An 18,004-nucleotide genomic window follows, 5' to 3' on the forward strand; every position below is an offset into this window, starting at 1 on the left:
ATGACTTAAAGGAGGCCGGTGCTCGCCGCGCCATCGCGGCGTGCACCGGCACAACCATCCCCATGACAACGCAGTCGTTTGATGTGGCCGTGCTCGGCGCCGGCCTGGCCGGGCGCCTTTCCGCCTGGCAACTGGTACGTGCAGGCCTGCGCGTGGCGCTGGTCGAGCGCGGTGGCCCCGACGGCGTTGGCTCTGCCGCGCACGTCGCCGCGGCGATGCTCGCGCCCCTGGCGGAATCCGCCATTGCCGAGCGCCGCATCGTCGAGCTTGGCACCGCCAGCGTCGACCTGTGGCGCGCCTGGGTAGCCGAAATGCCGGAACCCGTGTTCTTCCAGGAAGACGGCACACTGGTGGTATGGCATACGCGCGACCGCAGCGAGATGTCGCTGTTTACCAGCCGGGTGCGCGCCGTGGCGCCGCCCGAACTGGTGGCCGAGCGCATGCGCGCGCTGGACGGCAATGGCGTGGCCGCGCTCGAGCCCGCGCTCGCGGGCCGGTTCTCCCAGGGGCTGCTGCTGGCCGGCGAAGGCCAGCTGGACAATCGCGGCACGCTGCGCGCATTGCTGGCTTGCGCGGTGGCAGGCGGGCTGCATTGCGTCTGGGAGGCTGGTGAAATCGAAGCGGGCGACCTGCCCGCGCTGGGTATCTGCGCGCGCACCGTGCTGGATTGCCGTGGCCTGGGCGCCCGCGCCGCTTGGCCGGGGCAGCCCGCCGCGCACGGCAGCATGCCGGGATTGCGCGGCCTGCGCGGTGAAGTCGTGCGTGTGCACGCACCCGAGGTCAAGCTGCATCGCCCGGTGCGCCTGCTGCACCCGCGTTACCCGATCTATATCGCGCCCAAGCCCAACGACCTCTATGTGATCGGCGCCACCGAACTCGAAAGCGAAGATGATTCGCCGATGAGCGTGCGCTCCGCGCTGGAGCTGCTTTCCGCGGCGTACTCGCTGCACCCCGCCTTTGGCGAGGCGCGCGTGCTGGAACTCAATGTGCAGCGCCGCCCGACGCGCCCGGACCACCTGCCGGCCATCCGGGTCGACCAGCATGCCCGCATCGTGCGCCTCAATGGCCTGTACCGGCACGGCTTCCTGATCGCCCCGGCGGTCACGGAGGCTGCCTGCCAGGTGGTGCAGGCTCTGCTCGACGACGATCCTGCCGCGCACGCCGTGCCCGCCTCGGTGCGCTGGCCGGGCATGATCGCAGCCGCGCTCGATACCGTCGCCGGCTCGCCGGTGCTGCACTGAACGACAATGACCATGGATATCCTGCTCAACGGCCGTCCGCTCGCCCTTGCCGATAACGCCACGCTGGCCGATGCGGTGGCGGGCGCGGGCATCGCGCCGCCTTTTGCCGCCGCGCTCAACGGCCAGTTCGTGCCACGCGCCGCGCATGCGGCCACCGTGCTCGCCGCCGGCGATCGTATCGACCTCGTGCAACCCGTGACGGGAGGCTGACCCCAAATGACCTTCAATTCCGCAGAACCCCGGCGCGACCTGTTCGCCGACCCCTTCGTGCTCTATGGCGAGTCGTTTGCCTCGCGCTTGTTGCTGGGTACCGCGCGCTATCCGTCTCCCGCCACGCTGCAGGCCGCGGTGGAGGTGGCCCGGCCCGCCATGCTGACGGTGGCGCTGCGCCGCCAGGGCTCGGTCGGCGATGGCGAGGGCGGCCAGGCTTTCTGGCAGATGCTGCGCTCGCTCAACGTGCCGGTGCTGCCCAATACCGCCGGCTGCATGGCGCCGCAGGAAGCCATCACCACCGCCATGATGGCGCGCGAAGTGTTCGAGACCGACTGGATCAAGCTTGAGCTGGTGGGCGACGATTACACGCTGCAGCCCGACACGCTCAACCTGCCCGCCGTGGCCGAGACGCTGATCAAGGAAGGCTTCAAGGTGCTGCCGTATTGCACGGAGGACCTCGTGCTATGCCGCCGCCTGCTGGACGTGGGCTGCCAGGCGTTGATGCCCTGGGCCGCGCCCATCGGCACCGGGAAGGGCGCCGTCAACCCGCACGCCATGCGCCTGTTGCGCGAACGCTTGCCGGATACCCCGCTGATCGTCGACGCCGGCCTTGGGCTGCCGTCGCACGCGGCCCAGGTGCTGGAGTGGGGCTACGACGGCGTGCTGCTGAACACCGCCGTGGCGCAGGCTGCCTATCCGGTCAACATGGCACGCGCCTTTGCGCTGGCTGTGGACGCGGGCCGCACCGCCTACCTGGCTGGCCCCATGCCGGAGCGCGATATCGCGCAGGCCAGCACGCCGGTGGTAGGCATGCCGTTCTGGCACGCCGAAGGCGTGGAGGACCGCGCATGACCCGCAATCTTCTGCCTGCCGGCATCGACGCTGCGCTGCGCGACACGCTGCTGGCGCGCTATGGCGCCACCTTCGGCACCAGCGATAAAGCCTGGCGCGCGTGGGTGCAGGGCACCCCCCCCGCCGCGCTTGGTGATGCCGACGTGGTGCTGTTCGACGGCGAGGCCGACGAGGCCTCGCTGGCGCGCATTGCCGCAGCCGGCGCCATTGCCATCGAGAGCGACCGCGAAGGCGGGCAGTGGAGCGACACCGTGCGCTCGCCGATGGGCACCTGGGTCTTCAGCGCCCATGCCGACGACGACACCGCGCATTCGCCGGCCTTCGTCGCCGTGCTGCTGGCTTGCCTGGCGCTGCATTTCCCCGCGCACGATGCGCTCTGCCTGGCACGCGCCTGGCAGCCGGGCTCGCTGGACTGGCCGGTGGATTTCACGCGCTTCCCGCACGTGCGCCACGCCGCGCTGGTCGCACCGGAGCAGCGCGCCGAGCCCTTCGCTCCGTGCCCGCCGCTGGGCTTGTACGCGGTGGTGCCCAGCGCCGAATGGATCGAGCGGCTGGTGCCGCTGGCGGTGCCCACCGTGCAGCTGCGCTTCAAGTCCGGCGACGCGCAGGCCGTGCGCAGCGAGATCAAGCGTGCCGCCGAGGCCGCGCGCGGCAGCGCTTCGCGCCTGTTCATCAACGATCACTGGCGGGCTGCCATCGACTACCACGCCAGCCAGGGTGGCGACAGCGGCATCTATGGCATCCACCTCGGCCAGGAAGACCTCGACGAAGCCGACCTCGATGCGCTGCGCGCCTCCGGGCTGCGCCTTGGCGTATCCACGCACGGCTATGCCGAGATGCTGCGCGTGGCCACCATCGGCCCGAGCTACCTTGCGCTGGGTGCGATCTTCCCGACCACCACGAAAATCATGCCGACCGCGCCGCAGGGCCTGGGCCGCTTCCACGCCTACGTCAAGCTGATGCAGCCTGTGGTGCCCTCGCTGGTGGGCATCGGCGGTGTCGATGCGGCGCGCTTGCCGCAGGTGCTGGCGGTTGGCGTTGGCAGCGCGGCCGTGGTGCGCGCGATTACCGAGGCGGCCGACGTGCCGGCGGCGGTGACGAATCTGCTGGGGATGTTTCCGGCGGCTTGATGTGCCGCCTGGCCCGGAGGGAGGGTACGCAAGCGTGCGTCCGACCGCTCTCACTCCGGGCGCGCGGGCTCGCCGCATTCCGCCGCATACCGATGCCAGTCATTCGCCTAGCGACACCCGAGGACGTACCCGGCCTGCCTGCCATCGAACGCGCAGCGGCTGGGCTATTCCCCGAATCCGACCTGCCTCCCGCGCTGCGCCAGCAAGTCACGCCGCTCGACGACCTGCAACGCGCGCAGCGCGAGCGCCGCCTGTGGGTCGCCATGGCCCCCGACGGCACGCCAGCCGGCTTCGCGCTCGCCAGCGTGCTTGGCCAGCATGCCTATCTTGACGAGATGGACGTCCACCCCGCCCATGCCCGCCGCGGCTTCGGCCGCGCGCTTGTGCGCGCCGTGGCCGATGGTTTCCGCCGGCAAGGCCTGCGGTCGCTCGACCTCACCACTTTCAGCCACCTGCCGTGGAACGCGCCGTTCTACGCAAGCCTCGGCTTTCACCGGCTCGATGAAGCCGATCTCAGCCCGGCGCTTGGCGCCGCACTGGCGCGCGAGGCGGCGCTCGGCTTGCGGCAACGCATCGCCATGCGCCTGGCGTTGTGAGCAACGCCGGCGCCGCGCTGCGTTACGATAGCGCCGTGCCATCCACTCCGGCGAACGCCATGATCTCGTCCCAGTTCATCAGCCGCATCACCCTGCGGCGCGACATCGTCGACAGCTTCGAGCGCTACCCCTTCAGCCTGCCCGCGGTGCGCACGCTGGATGCGATGGATATGCACCCCAAGGTGACCTTCCTGGTTGGCGAGAACGGCTCGGGCAAGTCCACACTGATGGAGGCCATCGCCGTGGCCATGGGTTACAACGCCGAGGGCGGCTCGCGCAATTTCAGCTTCGGCACGCGCCGGTCGCATTCGGTACTGCACGAATACCTGCGCGTCGCGCGCGGCTTCAAGCGCCCGCGCGATGGCTTCTTCCTGCGCGCGGAGAGCTTCTTCAACGTGGCCACGGAAATCGAGCGCCTGGACCAGGAGCCGGCCTTTAGCCCACCCGTCATCAACGCCTACGGCGGACGATCGTTGCACGAGCAATCGCATGGCGAATCGTTTCTCGCGCTGATGATGCATCGTTTTGGCGGCAACGGGCTCTACCTGCTCGACGAGCCCGAGGCGGCGCTGTCGCCGCAGCGGCAGCTGGCGGTTCTGTCGCGCATCCACGATCTGGCGGAAAACGGCTCGCAGTTCATCATCGCCACGCACTCACCGATCCTGATGGCCTATCCCAATGCGTGGATCTACACCTGCTCGCCGGACGGCGTGGCGCGGATCGACTATCAGGACACCGAGCACTTTCGCGTGACGCGTGATTTCCTGGCCAATCCCGAGCGCATGCTGCGCGTGCTGTTTGGCGACGAGCCGGGCGGCGAGAGAGGGCCGGCCTAAATGCTCCGCTATCCCACGCTGATCGTCTCCCTGTTGATGCTGCTTCTCACATTCAGTGGCGGGGATGCGCACTGGATCGCCGGTGTGGGCATGCTTGACCGAGCGCTGCAGGGCGGCGCCTTTGTCTGGATTTTCCTGTTTTGTTTCCTGGCCTACATTCCGCTTTTGGTGCTGGTTGCCAGCTACACGCTGCGGGATCTGCTGGCGCTCTACCTGTATAGGAACCGGCGCGCTGTCGTCAGCCTGTTCTTGTTTTCCGTGATGCCAACCATTGCGCTTTACCGCTTCAATGCCTGGTTCGTTCGGGAGATCCTGTAGGCCAGGCAAGCAAGATCGAAGCCGCGGTAAGCGGCCATGTCTGCGCCATCCACATCGAAGTTGGCGCTACCATTGCGGCCGGCGACGCCGTGATGATGATCGAGTCCATGAACATGGAGATTCCGCTCGAATCCGAATATGCTGGCGTGGTCAAGGCCATCCTGGTGCAGCCCGGCGACGCCGTCGCCGAGGGCCAGGCGGTGGTGGAACTCGCATAACGCGAATAGCGCGAATAACGCGAATAAGGAAGAATTGTTTTGGAAAGTCCCGCTCAGATTGTCCCGGTAGCGCCGGGCACGCCCGAGAAGCCCTACTTCGGCATCGACGTGCCGCTGATGCGCCATCTTGGCCTGCAGCCGGTGCGGATGGAAGAGGGCCTGTGCCGCACGCGCCTGCCTGTCAGCCCGTTCCTGGTCAACAGCCGGGGCGACGTGCACGGCGGCACCTTGATGGCCACGCTGGATTTCACGCTCAGCGGCGCCGCGCGCTCGCATGCGCCGCTGGAAACCGGCGTGATCACCATCGACATGTCCACGCATTTCCTGGCTGCGGCACGCGGTGAACTGCACCTGGAAGCGCGCTGCATGCGGCGCGGCGCGCGCATCGCGTTTTGCGAGGGCGAAGTGAAGAGCGCCGCTGGTGAAGTGGTGTGCGTGGCGCGAGCGGCGTTCAAGCTGGTGCCGCTGAGCAGCGGCGGCGACTGACGCTTCAGGCGTTGCCGCTGGCCGGCCGGTAGACCTGCGCAAAGCGGGCCTGCTGGACGACGCCGTAGTCGTTCGGGGCGTACTGCATCAGCCAGTCGCCAGCCGCGCCCTGCAGCACGTCGCCGCCGGCGGAGCGGGCGATGCTGAAGGCTTCGTCCATGCGTTTGGCCAGCACCACGCCAGGGATGTTCTGGTAGGCGCCGTCCTGGCCGTGCGTGCCGGCTTGCAGCGGTTCGTACTTGGGGTCGAAGCGCTCGCGGGATACGACCCAGCGGTCGCCGGTGGAGCCCGTGATGATCGCGTCGCCGGGTTGGTAGCGGTTGGGGCCTTCGAGGCTGATGAGTTCGCCGGGTTCTTTGGCGAAGGCCACCTGGACTACTTCATGTTTTTGGTAGAGGGCGGCAGCGGGGTCGGTGCGCAGGTCGATGTGGGCTAGGGTAGGCATGGCGTGGCGGATGTCAGGCTGGGGCGCAAATCATACCGCTGGTTTGCGCCCCTTCCTTAGCCCGGTACCTAACCCGGTACCTAACCCGGCATTTAGCCCAGCACCCGCGGCGCAAAGCCGTGATTCAGCGGTCCGTTGCCCGCCCCAAGCGCAAAGTCGGCACCCGCCACAATTGCATCGGCCACGAAATCCAGCGCCACTTCCACCGCGTCTTCCAGCTTGTCGCCCCTTGCCAGCTGGGCAGCAATGGCCGCGGCCAGTGTGCAGCCGGTGCCATGCAGGTTGCGGGTGTCGACCCGCTGGTGCCTGAACACGCGCACGATGCCGCCGGCGCTCAGCAGCAGGTCATCCAGGCCGGCATCGGCCGGATCCAGGTGCCCGCCCTTGAGCAGCACCGCCGGGCAGCCCAGCGCGAGCAGGTCGCGTGCAGCTTGCTCCATCTCTTCGCGGCGGGTGATCTCGCGGCCTAGCAGGTAGGACGCCTCGGGCAGGTTGGGCGTGACCAGCACGGCGCGCGGGAACAGCAGGCGCACCATGGCCTGGGTGGTGACGTCGTCCGCCAGGGTGGCGCCGGAGGTGGAGATCATGACCGGGTCCACCACCAGCTGGCGAATGCCATGGCGGTCCACCGCGGCGGCTACCGCCTCGACGATGGCGGCGGTGCCCAGCATGCCGGTCTTGGCCGCATCCACGCCGATATCGCTGGCAACCGCATCGATCTGGGCCGCTACCATGTCGGCCGGGATGGCATGCACGCCGCTCACGCCGAGCGTGTTCTGCGCCGTGATGGCGGTGATCGCGCTCATGCCGAAACAGCCCAGCGCGGCAAAGGTCTTGAGATCGGCCTGGATGCCGGCGCCGCCACCTGAGTCGGAGCCGGCGATGGTCAGGGTGCGCGGGGGGCGGTGTGTCGTCAGGGTCATGTGCTGGGCCGGCGGTCAAGAAAAATTCATGGCGGTGGCGGTGCCAAGCGTGCCGGGGCAGGCTACAATACCGCCACTCCGAGGAGCGTTGCAACGAATGGGCCTTATTGTGCCATTCGCCAGGCTCGGACTGTCTTCAACGGCGCTCGCTGATCCGTGGCACACACGGAGGCGAGTCGACCTATCCGCCCGTTATGCAATGGCCTTGGTTTTCACCATCCTTGCATGGCGCGGCCGTATTCCCCGCACTCGTCCTTCGTCGCCACTCTTCATCGGAGTGATACATGAACGCAGTGACTGACCTGAAGAACGATTACCTCGTGGCCGACCTGGGCCTCGCCGGCTGGGGCCGCAAGGAAATCGCCATCGCCGAAACCGAAATGCCCGGCCTGATGGCCATCCGCGACGAGTACGCTGCCGCGCAGCCCCTGAAGGGCGCGCGCATCGCCGGCTCGCTGCACATGACCATCCAGACCGCCGTGCTGATCGAGACGCTGGTGGCGCTTGGCGCCGACGTGCGCTGGGCATCGTGCAACATCTTCTCGACCCAGGACCACGCCGCCGCGGCCATCGCCGCTTCGGGCACGCCGGTGTTCGCCTTCAAGGGCGAATCGCTGAAGGAATACTGGGACTTCACCCACCGCATCTTCGACTGGAAGGATGGCGGTACCCCCAACATGATCCTGGACGACGGCGGCGATGCCACGCTGCTGCTGCACCTGGGCGCCCGCGCCGAGAAGGACGCATCGCTGATCGCCAACCCGGGCAGCGAGGAAGAGACCTTCCTGTTCGCCGCGATCAAGGAAAAGCTGGCCAAGGACCCGTCCTGGTACAGCCGTAACCTGGACGCCATCAAGGGCGTGACCGAGGAAACCACAACGGGCGTGCACCGCCTGTACCAGATGGCGCAAAAGGGCGAGCTCAAGTTCCCCGCCATCAACGTCAACGACTCGGTGACCAAGAGCAAGTTCGACAACCTGTATGGCTGCCGTGAATCGCTGGTGGACGGCATCAAGCGCGCCACCGACGTGATGATCGCCGGCAAGGTTGCGCTGGTGGCCGGCTACGGCGACGTGGGCAAGGGCAGCGCGCAGGCACTGCGTGCCCTGTCGGCCCAGGTGTGGGTGACCGAAGTCGATCCGATCTGCGCACTGCAGGCCGCGATGGAAGGCTACCGCGTGGTGACCATGGAATACGCTGCCGACAAGGCCGACATCTTCGTCACCTGCACCGGCAACTACCAYGTCATCACCCATGACCACATGGCCAAGATGAAGGACCAGGCCATCGTCTGCAACATCGGCCACTTCGACAACGAGATCGACATCGCCTCGCTGGAAAAGTACGAGTGGGACGAGATCAAGCCGCAGGTCGACCACGTGGTGTTCCCCGCCGTTGGCGATCAACCCAGCAAGAAGATCATCATCCTGGCCAAGGGCCGCCTGGTGAACCTGGGCTGCGGCACGGGCCACCCGTCGTACGTGATGAGCAGCTCGTTCGCCAACCAGACCATCGCCCAGATCGAACTGTGGCAGGAACGCGAAAGCGGCAAGTACCCGGTCGGCGTCTACACGCTGCCCAAGCACCTGGACGAAAAGGTCGCGCGCCTGCAGCTGAAGAAGCTCAACGCGCAGCTGTCCGAGCTGACCGAGCAGCAAGCCGCCTATATCGGCGTGAGCAAGCAAGGCCCGTACAAGGCCGACCACTACCGTTATTGATCGGCCGGTGACCGCAGGCCGATCTGCGTTTGATCGGCCGCCGGTTCGTCAACCTGCGGCGCCCGCGCGCCGCGGGTGCCGTGCCCCGAACCTGCCCCGAACCCGTTTTACCCGAGCGAAGGAGTCGTCATGAGATTGTTGGCCGTCTGGATCATCAACGCCGCCGCGCTGTTTCTGGTGGGCAGCCTGATCGATGGGATTCATCTTGGCGGCTTCGGCTCGGCCATGATCGCCGCGCTGGTGCTTGGCCTGGTGAATACCTTGATCCGCCCGATCCTGGTGATCCTGACCTTGCCGGTGACGCTGCTGACGCTTGGCCTGTTCATCTTCGTGATCAACGCGCTGCTGTTCCTGTTCGTGGGCAAGCTGCTGGCCGGTTTCGTGGTCACCGGCTTTGGCGCGGCCCTGCTCGGCTCGATCCTCTACAGCGTGATCTCCTGGGCCCTGTCGAGCGTGCTGCTCGGCGAACGCCGCAGCGCCTGACGCCGTCCGGCGTCCCATGCCAATTTTTCAGCGCGCCGCGCCATAGGCGGCGCGCCACCATCATGCAAGACCGCTACTTCAGCTTTGAATTTTTCCCGCCCAAGACGGCGGAGGGCGCCGAGAAGCTGCGCAACACGCGTGCGCAGCTCGCTCCGCTGAAGCCCAAGTTCATCTCGGTGACCTTCGGCGCCGGCGGCACCACCCAGCAGGGCACGCTGGACGCCGTGCTGGAGATCCAGCGCGAAGGCATCGAGGCCGCGCCGCACTTGTCGTGCGTGGGGTCCTCGCGCGAGAGCATCCGCGAGATCCTCAAGACTTACCGCGAAGGCGGCATCCGCCATATCGTCGCGCTGCGCGGCGACATGCCGTCGGGCATGGGCGAGATCGGCGAGTTCCGCTATGCCAACGAGCTGGTGGAGTTCATCCGCGCCGAGACCGGCGACTGGTTCAACATTGAGGTGGCGGCTTATCCCGAGTACCACCCGCAGGCCAAGTCGCCCCGCCACGATCTCGAGAATTTCGTGCGCAAGGTCAAGGCCGGCGCCGACTCGGCCATCACCCAGTACTTCTTCAACGCCGATGCGTACTTCCGTTTCGTCGAGGATGTGCGCGCCATGGGCGTGGACGTGCCGATCGTGCCGGGCATCATGCCGATCACCAATTCCTCGCAGCTGATGCGCTTCTCCGAGATGTGCGGCGCCGAAGTGCCGCGCTGGGTGGCCAAGCGGCTGGAAGGCTTCGGCGATGACCGCGAGTCGATCCGCGCCTTTGGCCTGGATGTGGTCACCGCGCTGTGCGAGCGCCTGCTGGCCGCCGGCGTGCCGGGGCTGCATTTCTATACGCTCAACACGGCCAGCGCGACCAAAGCCATTTGGCAGCGCCTGAAGCTCTAAGGCATGCCCCCGCACCAGAGCGCCATGCCAGCCCGCCGTCCCGATCCCTTCATCGACCATCTGCTCGAACTGCTGGAGCCGCTGGCGGCGCGCATCGGCCCGATCACCACGCGCCGCATGTTTGGCGGCCACGCCCTGTACTACGACGGCCTGGTGTTCGCGCTGGTGCTGGGCGGGCGCTGTTACCTGAAAGTGGACGGCCAGACGCGCGGGGGCTTCGAGGCCGAGGGCGGCGAGCCGTTCCGCTACAGCCGCAGCGGCCGCGAGATCTCCATACAGCATTACCTGAGCGCTCCACCCGCCTGCCTGGAGTCGGCCGAAGCCATGACGGCCTGGGCGCGGCTTTCCGTGGAATCCGCGCTGCGGCTGGCCAACCAGGCGGGCTGAGGCGCTGCGGGCAGTGGCATACTTTGGCCCATGGCCACCGACCCCGCCACCGTCACCGCCACGTTTCGTTTCTACGAGGAACTGAACGATTTCCTGCCGCGCGCGCAGCGCGGCCGGGATTGCGTGTGCGCCTGCGCGCGCGCCGCCACCGTCAAGCACATGATCGAAGCGCTGGGCGTGCCGCACACCGAGGTGGAGCTGATCCTGGTGAACGGCGAGTCATGCGGCTTCGAGCGCCTGCTGCAGGATGGCGACCGCGTCTCCGTTTATCCCCAGTTCGAAGCCTTCGACGTCACACCGCTGCTGCGCGTGCGCGCCGAGCCGCTGCGCGCGACCCGCTTCGTTGCCGACGCCCACCTGGGCGGGCTGGCGCACCTGCTGCGCCTGACCGGCTTCGACACGCTTTACGACAACCATTACGCCGATAGCGAGATCGAAGCCATCGCCATGCGCGAGGGCCGCATTGTGCTCACGCGGGACCGCGAGCTGCTCAAGCGGCGCGGAGTCACCCATGGCTGCTACGTGCGCGCCATCAAGGCCACGCCGCAACTGCGGGAGATCTTCGCGCGGCTCGACCTGGCCCGTAGCGCGCGGCCGTTCTCGCTGTGCCTGGACTGCAATGTGCCGCTGCGGGCGATCGACAAAACCGCGGTCGACGGCCGCGTGCCGCCAGGCGTGCTCGCGCGCCAGGAGCGGTTCGTGACTTGCGATTGCTGCCAGCGCGTGTTTTGGGAGGGATCGCATTGGCGGCATATGCGGGATTTGGTGGAGGAGTTGGTGGCTGGGGGGCGTTGTTTGTAGTTGGTGGGGGGATTGGTCGCTGTTTCTTTGATCGGTGTTTGTTTTTGCACCCAAGGGCCGTACGACATCGTCCTGCAGGGTTGATTGCTGTTTCTTTGGACGGTGTTGGTTTTTGGACCCAAGAGCCATACGACATCCCCCTGCGGGGGCTGCCGTATGGCCCTTGGGTGCAAGATGCCATCGCCGAAGAAATAAACAGCGACCAACCCCGCAGGACGATGTCGTATGGCCCTTGGGTGCAATATCCAACGCCGTTCAAAGAAACAGCGACCAACCCCCCCTCACCCCCCCCCTCAAAACACCCCCCCCTCACTAACCACCCAATCCATCGGCAAATCATGCTCCTGCGGCGCCAGCGCCACGCGGCAGGCCTCATGCCCGATGCCGATCGCCACCGGCGCGTTCCCGCCGGCGGCGAGCGCCGCCAGCGTGCGGTCGTAGAATCCGCCGCCATAGCCCAGGCGGAACTTATCCCCGCTGAAACCGACACATGGAATCAGCAGGACGTCTGGCAGCAAGGGCGGCGTGCCGTCGGGCACGGGAATGCCGTAATGCCCGGCAATCATTGGCGTAGCCGGCTCCCATTGGTGGAAATCCAGCGGCGCGCCCGGCCGGCTTACCACCGGCAGGGCTGCTTGCCGCCCGGTGGCGCCGGCCAGCCAGCGCGAGACCACGCCACGGGCGTCGAACTCCTGCTGGATCGGCCAGTAGAAGCCTAGGCGATGCACGGGCAGGCGCTCGAGCAGGGCGGCCAGCGCGGCTTCGATGCTGGCGTCGGCGGCGGGGCGTTGCGGCAATGCGCCGCGCAGCGCCAGCAACTGGCGCCGCAGCGCTGCTCGCTGCACGCCAGGGTCGGGCTTTCCGGGCGCGCCGGAGGGGCTGCGAACGTCGTCGCTTGGCATGGCTGCGTGGGATAATGTTTGTTGTTGACCCAACATTGCACGGTCGGATGCGCGCCCTCGGAAGGTGTTGTCCGGCCGTCACAACAAGGAAGAAGAATGCCGAAGGGAGTATATCCGCAGCGTGCGGCCAAGGCCGCCCTAGCGGCGATCGCGTGCGCAGTGCTTGCCACGCCGGTATTTGCGCAGAAACGGCCTCAGCCGCAACCCCAATCGCAGTCGCTCGCCATCCCGAGCAACCCCGACGACGCTTTCGTGGCGCTGCGCGAAGCCGCGCGCAAAAACGACGTGGCACGCACCGACGCCATCTCGGCCACGCTGGTGGACTACCCGATCTCGTCTTACGTCGAGTACTTCCGCATCAAGCCGCAGCTGTTCGACACCAGCGGCCTGGCCCGCATCGATGCCCCTGACGATCAGGTGCGCGCCTTCCTGCAGCGCTACAAGGGCGAGGCCATTGCCGACCGCATGCGCAATGACTGGCTGCTGGTGCTGGGCAAGAAGCGCGACTGGGCCAATTTCGACGCCGAATACCCGCAGTTCGTGCTCAAGGACGATACGCAGGTCGAGTGCTACGCGTTGCTGTCGCGCGCGCTCAAGGGCCAGAACGTGGCGGCGGATGCGCGCGCAGCACTGAGCGATCCGCGCTACTACGGCGAAGGTTGTGTCGACCTGATCGGCTACCTGGCCCAAAGCAGGCAGATCGAGTCGAGCGACGTGGCCTTCCAGGCACGCCAGGCGCTGGAGCAGAACTATGTGACGCTGGCCGGGCGTATCGCCGCCACCGCGCCGGACGCGCGCGGCGACAGCAACACGCTCGCCACCGTGGTCAAGATGGCGCGCAATGATCCCTCGCAGGCCGCGGCCTACCTGAGCGCCAACGCCGGCAGCCTGTCGCGCGACGAGCAGGGCGCCGGCTGGGGCGTGGTCGGCCAGTACGCCGCCAAGAAGCTCGCCCCCGAGGCGGCCGGCTACTACCGCCGCCAGATGGACCTGGGCGGCAACCAGTGGCTGTCCGACGAAACGCAGGAGTGGCGCGTGCGCGCCGCGCTGCGCCAGGGTGACTGGAAGCAGGTGCGTCAGGCCGTGGAGCTGATGCGCCCCGAGCTGCGCGCCAAGGACCCGGCCTGGACCTACTGGTACGGGCGCGCGCTCAAGGCGGACAACCGCGGCGCCGAGGCCGAGAAGCAGTTCCAGGCGATTGCCGGCCAGTTCAACTTCTACGGCCAGCTGGCCAGCGAGGAGCTGGGCAACCGCATCGTGCTGCCGGCACGCACGCAAGTGAGCGATGCCGAGGTCAACGCCATGCGCACCCGCCCGGGCTTCCTGCGCGCACAGAAGTTGTATGACCTGAACCTGCGCTTCGAAGGCAATCGCGAATGGAACTGGGAACTGCGCGGCATGACCGACCGCCAGCTGCTGGCCGCCGCCGACTACGCCCGCCGCATCGAACTGCTGGACCGCGCCGTGAACACCGCGGACCGCACCCAGGCCGAGCATGATTTCTCGCTGCGCTTCCTGATGCCGTACCGCGACATCATGCAGCGCGCCACCGATGACGTGGGCCTGGATATGGCGTGGGCCTATGGCCTGGTGCGCCAGGAGTCACGCTTCATCATGAACGCGCGCTCGTCCGCCGGCGCCCATGGCCTGATGCAGGTGATGCCGGCCACCGCCAAGTGGGTTGCGCGCAAGATCGGCATGACGGACTTCTCGCCCTCGATGATGAGCGATCCCAATATCAACATCCAGCTCGGCACCAACTATATGAGCATGGTGCTGACTGACCTGGATAGCTCCTGGACGCTGGCTTCGGCCGCTTACAACGCCGGCCCGGGCCGTCCCAAGAACTGGCGCTCCAGCTTGCCGCGCCAGGTCGAGGGCGCGATCTTCGCCGAGACCATTCCGTTCTCGGAGACCCGGACCTACGTGAAGAATGTGCTGTCGAACGCCACGTACTATGCTGCATTGATGAGCGGCCGGCCGCAGTCGCTCAAGGATCGCCTGGGCGTGGTGTCGCCGTCGCAGATCACCACCACCAGCCTGCCCTGAGGTTTTAACGCCTTCAAGGCAGCGCGGTCTGCAGGCCAATGCGGTAGCCGGTGCGTGCTCCAGCCCTGGAGCGTGCGCCAGTCGTCCCTTGCCGCGGAGAGATCCATGCAGACCAGCAACGTTCTAGTGATCGGAGGGGCCGGCTTTGTCGGCAGCCACCTGGTGGCCCGCCTGGCAGGTGTTGCCACCGCGTCGGCCACGCCGCTGGAGCCGGGCACCGTCGTGGAGCCGTCTCTGGACCCCGAACGCATCGTGGCCGCTACCCGCGACGCCGAGCATGCGCAGCACCTGCTGCTGTTGCCGCGCGTCGAGGTGATCGAGCTGGACGTGAGGAACGATGTTGCGCTGAACGCCGCCATTGGCACGCTGGGCACCGACGGCATCGTGGTGAACCTGGTCGGCATTCTTCATGGCGAACGCGCCGAGCCCTACGGCGCGGCCTTTGCCGCCGCCCACGTGGACCTCGTGCGGCGCATTGTCGAGTCTTGCCGCAGCACTGGCGTGCGCAGGCTGTTGCACATGAGCGCGCTGGGCGCCGACAGCGCCGGCCCGTCGATGTACCTGCGCAGCAAGGGCGACGGCGAGCGCGTGGTGCGCGAGAGCGCTCTGGACTGGACCATCTTCCGTCCGTCCGTGATATTCGGCCCCGACGATCATTTCCTCAATCTGTTCGCCCATATGCAGCAACTGGCGCCCGTAGTGCCGCTCGCCTGCGCGCAAGCCAGGTTCCAGCCGGTGTACGTGCAGGACGTGGCGCAGGCCATGGTCAACGCCATGGCGACGCGGGACACCATCGGCCGCGCCTACGACCTGGCGGGGCCGCAGGTCTATACGCTGGAGGAGCTGGTGCGTTTTGCGGGCCGCGCCAGCGGCCACCCGCGCCCGGTCCTGCACCTGCCCGACGCCCTGGCCCGCGTGCAGGCAGCCATCCTCGAACACATGCCGGGCGCGCCGGTGATGTCGCGCGACAACCTGGACTCCATGCGGCTCGACAATGTCATGCGGGGGCCGATCGCGCCCGAGCTTGGGCTGGGCCAGCCGGTGGGGCTGGAGGTGGTGATGACCGATGTGCTGGCGGGCCGCGGGCACGAAAGCCAGATGCTGGGACTGCGGCGCAGCGGGTATCGTTGAGCGGCAGGCAGCCCGGCCCGGCTTTGCCCTTCGCATGTGACCAGGATTCACATCGCTGCGAGCGTAATTCGCTTGGAGGCGCTTGGCGCGGCTGGCTACAATGGTTCGTTCGCCGGCGTGCGCTTGCGTGCGCACGCTTCGCGCTGCGGGCTTGCCCCGGCCCCGAGCGCGCTCCCCCACGTTTTCCTGCAAGGATTTTGCGATGAAGCTCGTCATCGGCAACAAGAATTACTCTTCCTGGTCGCTGCGCCCCTGGCTGCTGATGCGCCAGGCTGGCATTGCGTTCGAAGAGGTCAAGGTGCGCTTGTTCGTGGCCGGGTTTGAGCAAGTGATTGCGAAGCACTCGCCCACCGGCAAGGTACCGGTGCTGGTCGATGGCGATGTCTCGGTGTGGGACTCGCTGTCGATTGCCGAATACCTGGCCGAGTCCTTTCCCGAGAAGCAGCTCTGGCCGGCTGACCGTGCCGAGCGTGCGCATGCGCGCTCGATCTGCGCGGAGATGCATTCGGGCTTCGGCAACCTGCGCAGCCAGCTGCCGATGAACGTCACCGCGGTGCTGCCCGGCATGGGCTGGAACGTAGCGGTGCAGCGCGACGTGGACCGTGTTGCCGCGATCTGGTCGGACCTGCGCGCACGCCATGCGGCCGCAGGCCCGTTCCTGTTTGGCGCGTTCACCATTGCCGACGCATTTTTCGCGCCGGTGGTCAGCCGCTTTGCCACTTATGGCATCCACCTGCCGGAGGCCGCCAAGCAATATGCGGACTTTATCCTGGCGCTGCCGGCCATGCAGGCGTGGATCGCCGATGCCCGTGAAGAGCGCGATTTCCTCGCCTCCGACGAGCCCTACCGCCTCACCCCCGATCGCGCCGACGCGGTCGTGATCAACCATTGAGCTCGTCCATGCAGGTGTATGCCGTAGGCGGCGCCATTCGCGACGCCCTGCTGGGCTTGTCGAGCCAGGACCGCGACTACGTGGTGGTGGGCGCAACCCCGGCCGAGATGGAAGCCCAGGGCTATAAGCCGGTAGGCAAGGATTTCCCCGTATTCCTCCATCCCAGGACCCGGGAGGAATACGCGCTGGCCCGCACCGAGCGCAAGACCGCAGCGGGCTACAAGGGCTTTTCGTTCTATTGCGCGCCGGACGTGACGCTGGAAGACGACCTGGTGCGGCGCGACCTCACCATCAACGCCATGGCGCAGGCGGTGGGCGACGACGGCGCGCTCACTGGCCCCGTGATCGACCCCTACGGCGGCCAGCGTGATCTCGCCGCACGGCAGTTTCGCCATGTGTCGGACGCCTTCGCCGAAGACCCGGTGCGGATCCTGCGCGTGGCGCGCTTCGCCGCGCGTTTCAATGATTTCACGGTAGCCCCCGAGACGCTGGTGCTGATGCGCCGGATGGTGGAAGCCGGCGAGGTCGACGCGCTGGTGGCCGAACGCGTCTGGCAGGAACTCGCGCGCGGCCTGATGGAGGCACGGCCCTCGCGCATGTTCGAGGTGCTGCGCGAATGCGGGGCGCTGGCGCGGCTGCTGCCCGAGCTGGACCGGCTATGGGGTGTGCCGCAGCGGGCCGACTACCACCCGGAGGTGGATACCGGCGTGCACGTGATGATGGTCGTCGATACCGCCGCCGCGATGCGCACCTCGCTGCCGGTGCGCTTTGCCGCGCTGATGCACGACCTGGGCAAGGGCACCACGCCCGAGGATGTGCTGCCGCGCCATATCGGGCACGAGCAGCGCAGCGTGGCATTGCTTGAAGCGGTTTGCAAGCGGTTGCGCGTGCCGACTGACTGCCGCGACCTGGCCGTGGTGGTGGCGCGCGAGCATGGCAATATCCATCGCGCCGAGGAGTTTGGCGCCGCTGCGCTGACGCGATTGCTGGAGCGGTGCGATGCGTTGCGCAAGCCGGCGCGGTTTGCTGAAGCGCTGCAGGCATGCGAGGCGGATGCGCGGGGGCGGCTTGGGTTTGAGGCGCGGGAGTATCCGCAGACGGCGCGGTTGATGATGGCGCTGGAAGCGGCGGCTTCGGTGGACGCCGGGGCCGTGGCGCGGGAATGTGCAGGGGATCCCGGGGTGATCAAGGATCGGGTGCATGCTGCGCGGGTGGCGGCGGTGGCGGCTAATTTGGGAGGGTAGGGGTTTAACTGCAACTGCAACTGCAACTGCAACTGCAACTGCAAATTCAGCTGCAACTGCTTAACTTCAACTTCAACTTCAACTGCAGTTTCACCTCCCCTGCGGGGCGGCGACCTACTTTCTTGTCTCGCCAAGAAAGTAGGCAAAGAAGCGACCCGGATGGGGCGAAAGACTCCTCGTCGGAAGACAAAAAGAGCGGCCGGGGGCCAAACTCACATCGCCTTAAGGCGATGCTCAAACATGGCC

At 67.2% G+C, this 18,004-nt stretch carries 21 protein-coding genes and 1 riboswitch; of the genes, 18 read left to right on the top strand and 3 right to left on the bottom strand.

Going from position 1 to position 18,004, the window contains the following annotated elements:
- Window positions 1-62: 62 nt before the first annotated feature.
- From AB4061_RS37205 to AB4061_RS37245, 9 genes are all read left to right on the top strand, one after another.
- Entirely contained in the window at window positions 63-1,241 is a 1,179-nt protein-coding gene (locus AB4061_RS37205; protein ID WP_441641115.1) for an FAD-dependent oxidoreductase, read from the top strand.
- Window positions 1,242-1,253: 12 nt separating this feature from the next.
- Complete coding sequence (gene thiS / locus AB4061_RS37210) at window positions 1,254-1,451, top strand: sulfur carrier protein ThiS (RefSeq protein ID WP_150989923.1); 198 nt, start codon at window positions 1,254-1,256, stop codon at window positions 1,449-1,451.
- 6 nt (window positions 1,452-1,457) lie between these two features.
- Window positions 1,458-2,306, top strand: coding sequence for a thiazole synthase (locus tag AB4061_RS37215; RefSeq protein ID WP_441641116.1), 849 nt, complete (start codon window positions 1,458-1,460; stop codon window positions 2,304-2,306).
- Window positions 2,303-3,436, top strand: a complete 1,134-nt coding sequence (locus AB4061_RS37220) for a thiamine phosphate synthase (protein ID WP_441641117.1) — start codon at window positions 2,303-2,305, stop codon at window positions 3,434-3,436. Before AB4061_RS37215 ends, AB4061_RS37220 begins: the two co-directional genes overlap by 4 nt.
- A 92-nt stretch (window positions 3,437-3,528) precedes the next feature.
- Window positions 3,529-4,032, top strand: a complete 504-nt coding sequence (locus tag AB4061_RS37225) for a GNAT family N-acetyltransferase (protein ID WP_441641118.1) — start codon at window positions 3,529-3,531, stop codon at window positions 4,030-4,032.
- Window positions 4,033-4,091: 59 nt separating this feature from the next.
- Complete coding sequence (locus AB4061_RS37230; protein WP_441641131.1) at window positions 4,092-4,868, top strand: AAA family ATPase; 777 nt, start codon at window positions 4,092-4,094, stop codon at window positions 4,866-4,868.
- Window positions 4,869-5,186, top strand: coding sequence for a hypothetical protein (locus AB4061_RS37235; RefSeq protein WP_441641119.1), 318 nt, complete (start codon window positions 4,869-4,871; stop codon window positions 5,184-5,186).
- 14 nt (window positions 5,187-5,200) lie between these two features.
- On the top strand, window positions 5,201-5,404 hold the full coding sequence (locus AB4061_RS37240) for an acetyl-CoA carboxylase biotin carboxyl carrier protein subunit (protein WP_441641132.1): 204 nt from the start codon (window positions 5,201-5,203) through the stop codon (window positions 5,402-5,404).
- Window positions 5,405-5,443: 39 nt separating this feature from the next.
- The gene (locus AB4061_RS37245) at window positions 5,444-5,890 is read left to right on the top strand and encodes a PaaI family thioesterase (protein ID WP_441641120.1); all 447 of its coding nucleotides are present in this window, start codon (window positions 5,444-5,446) and stop codon (window positions 5,888-5,890) included.
- Window positions 5,891-5,894: 4 nt separating this feature from the next.
- Here the strand turns inward: AB4061_RS37245 and AB4061_RS37250 are convergent, their stop codons facing one another.
- Both AB4061_RS37250 and thiD read right to left on the bottom strand, forming a co-directional pair.
- Entirely contained in the window at window positions 5,895-6,335 is a 441-nt protein-coding gene (locus AB4061_RS37250; protein WP_441641121.1) for a PGDYG domain-containing protein, read from the bottom strand.
- A 92-nt stretch (window positions 6,336-6,427) separates the two neighbouring features.
- Window positions 6,428-7,258 carry a bifunctional hydroxymethylpyrimidine kinase/phosphomethylpyrimidine kinase gene (gene thiD, locus AB4061_RS37255; RefSeq protein WP_441641122.1) on the bottom strand — a complete coding sequence of 277 codons (831 nt, stop codon included), beginning with the start codon at window positions 7,256-7,258 and terminating at the stop codon, window positions 6,428-6,430.
- Between the two features lie 74 nt (window positions 7,259-7,332).
- Window positions 7,333-7,413: riboswitch (S-adenosyl-L-homocysteine riboswitch) on the top strand.
- A gap of 129 nt (window positions 7,414-7,542) precedes the next feature.
- Between thiD and ahcY the strand changes: the two genes are divergently transcribed.
- From ahcY to AB4061_RS37280, 5 genes are all read left to right on the top strand, one after another.
- A complete protein-coding gene (gene ahcY, locus AB4061_RS37260; protein WP_043343154.1) occupies window positions 7,543-8,976 on the top strand; it encodes an adenosylhomocysteinase in 1,434 nt (477 codons plus the stop codon).
- Between the two features lie 129 nt (window positions 8,977-9,105).
- Window positions 9,106-9,459 (top strand): phage holin family protein, encoded by a 354-nt coding sequence (locus tag AB4061_RS37265; RefSeq protein WP_150989950.1) that lies wholly within the window; start codon window positions 9,106-9,108, stop codon window positions 9,457-9,459.
- Between the two features lie 62 nt (window positions 9,460-9,521).
- Window positions 9,522-10,352, top strand: a complete 831-nt coding sequence (metF, locus tag AB4061_RS37270) for a methylenetetrahydrofolate reductase [NAD(P)H] (RefSeq protein ID WP_441641123.1) — start codon at window positions 9,522-9,524, stop codon at window positions 10,350-10,352.
- Between the two features lie 24 nt (window positions 10,353-10,376).
- Window positions 10,377-10,739, top strand: coding sequence for a TfoX/Sxy family protein (locus AB4061_RS37275; protein ID WP_441641124.1), 363 nt, complete (start codon window positions 10,377-10,379; stop codon window positions 10,737-10,739).
- A gap of 30 nt (window positions 10,740-10,769) precedes the next feature.
- The gene (locus AB4061_RS37280) at window positions 10,770-11,540 is read left to right on the top strand and encodes a Mut7-C RNAse domain-containing protein (RefSeq protein ID WP_441641125.1); all 771 of its coding nucleotides are present in this window, start codon (window positions 10,770-10,772) and stop codon (window positions 11,538-11,540) included.
- A 293-nt stretch (window positions 11,541-11,833) separates the two neighbouring features.
- Here the strand turns inward: AB4061_RS37280 and AB4061_RS37285 are convergent, their stop codons facing one another.
- Complete coding sequence (locus AB4061_RS37285) at window positions 11,834-12,442, bottom strand: 5-formyltetrahydrofolate cyclo-ligase (RefSeq protein ID WP_441641126.1); 609 nt, start codon at window positions 12,440-12,442, stop codon at window positions 11,834-11,836.
- Window positions 12,443-12,538: 96 nt separating this feature from the next.
- Here AB4061_RS37285 and AB4061_RS37290 point away from each other — a divergent pair, with 96 nt between their 5' ends.
- The 4 genes from AB4061_RS37290 (at window position 12,539) to AB4061_RS37305 (ending at window position 17,758) form a co-directional block, all read left to right on the top strand.
- Complete coding sequence (locus AB4061_RS37290) at window positions 12,539-14,491, top strand: transglycosylase SLT domain-containing protein (RefSeq protein ID WP_441641127.1); 1,953 nt, start codon at window positions 12,539-12,541, stop codon at window positions 14,489-14,491.
- A 105-nt stretch (window positions 14,492-14,596) separates the two neighbouring features.
- Window positions 14,597-15,622 carry a complex I NDUFA9 subunit family protein gene (locus tag AB4061_RS37295; protein ID WP_441641128.1) on the top strand — a complete coding sequence of 342 codons (1,026 nt, stop codon included), beginning with the start codon at window positions 14,597-14,599 and terminating at the stop codon, window positions 15,620-15,622.
- Between the two features lie 202 nt (window positions 15,623-15,824).
- The gene (locus tag AB4061_RS37300) at window positions 15,825-16,514 is read left to right on the top strand and encodes a glutathione S-transferase family protein (RefSeq protein ID WP_441641129.1); all 690 of its coding nucleotides are present in this window, start codon (window positions 15,825-15,827) and stop codon (window positions 16,512-16,514) included.
- Between the two features lie 8 nt (window positions 16,515-16,522).
- Window positions 16,523-17,758 (top strand): multifunctional CCA addition/repair protein, encoded by a 1,236-nt coding sequence (locus AB4061_RS37305; RefSeq protein ID WP_441641130.1) that lies wholly within the window; start codon window positions 16,523-16,525, stop codon window positions 17,756-17,758.
- The last annotated feature ends 246 nt before the right edge of the window (window positions 17,759-18,004 follow it).

The sequence above is a fragment of the Cupriavidus sp. YAF13 genome, assembly GCF_052113425.1.
Classification (GTDB): domain Bacteria; phylum Pseudomonadota; class Gammaproteobacteria; order Burkholderiales; family Burkholderiaceae; genus Cupriavidus.

Excerpts from the sequence above, each read along its gene's own strand:
- AB4061_RS37220 (WP_441641117.1), top strand. The coding sequence starts at position 2,303 with ATGACCCGCAATCTTCTGCCTGCCGGCATCGACGCTGCGCTGCGCGAC.
- AB4061_RS37235 (WP_441641119.1), top strand. The coding sequence starts at position 4,869 with ATGCTCCGCTATCCCACGCTGATCGTCTCCCTGTTGATGCTGCTTCTC.
- AB4061_RS37230 (WP_441641131.1), top strand. The coding sequence starts at position 4,092 with ATGATCTCGTCCCAGTTCATCAGCCGCATCACCCTGCGGCGCGACATC.
- AB4061_RS37305 (WP_441641130.1), top strand. The coding sequence starts at position 16,523 with ATGCAGGTGTATGCCGTAGGCGGCGCCATTCGCGACGCCCTGCTGGGC.
- AB4061_RS37275 (WP_441641124.1), top strand. The coding sequence starts at position 10,377 with ATGCCAGCCCGCCGTCCCGATCCCTTCATCGACCATCTGCTCGAACTG.
- thiS (WP_150989923.1), top strand. The coding sequence starts at position 1,254 with ATGGATATCCTGCTCAACGGCCGTCCGCTCGCCCTTGCCGATAACGCC.
- AB4061_RS37290 (WP_441641127.1), top strand. The coding sequence starts at position 12,539 with ATGCCGAAGGGAGTATATCCGCAGCGTGCGGCCAAGGCCGCCCTAGCG.
- AB4061_RS37250 (WP_441641121.1), bottom strand. The coding sequence starts at position 6,335 with ATGCCTACCCTAGCCCACATCGACCTGCGCACCGACCCCGCTGCCGCC.
- thiD (WP_441641122.1), bottom strand. The coding sequence starts at position 7,258 with ATGACCCTGACGACACACCGCCCCCCGCGCACCCTGACCATCGCCGGC.
- AB4061_RS37280 (WP_441641125.1), top strand. The coding sequence starts at position 10,770 with ATGGCCACCGACCCCGCCACCGTCACCGCCACGTTTCGTTTCTACGAG.
- AB4061_RS37225 (WP_441641118.1), top strand. The coding sequence starts at position 3,529 with ATGCCAGTCATTCGCCTAGCGACACCCGAGGACGTACCCGGCCTGCCT.
- AB4061_RS37285 (WP_441641126.1), bottom strand. The coding sequence starts at position 12,442 with ATGCCAAGCGACGACGTTCGCAGCCCCTCCGGCGCGCCCGGAAAGCCC.
- AB4061_RS37300 (WP_441641129.1), top strand. The coding sequence starts at position 15,825 with ATGAAGCTCGTCATCGGCAACAAGAATTACTCTTCCTGGTCGCTGCGC.
- AB4061_RS37265 (WP_150989950.1), top strand. The coding sequence starts at position 9,106 with ATGAGATTGTTGGCCGTCTGGATCATCAACGCCGCCGCGCTGTTTCTG.
- AB4061_RS37205 (WP_441641115.1), top strand. The coding sequence starts at position 63 with ATGACAACGCAGTCGTTTGATGTGGCCGTGCTCGGCGCCGGCCTGGCC.
- AB4061_RS37295 (WP_441641128.1), top strand. The coding sequence starts at position 14,597 with ATGCAGACCAGCAACGTTCTAGTGATCGGAGGGGCCGGCTTTGTCGGC.
- AB4061_RS37215 (WP_441641116.1), top strand. The coding sequence starts at position 1,458 with ATGACCTTCAATTCCGCAGAACCCCGGCGCGACCTGTTCGCCGACCCC.
- metF (WP_441641123.1), top strand. The coding sequence starts at position 9,522 with ATGCAAGACCGCTACTTCAGCTTTGAATTTTTCCCGCCCAAGACGGCG.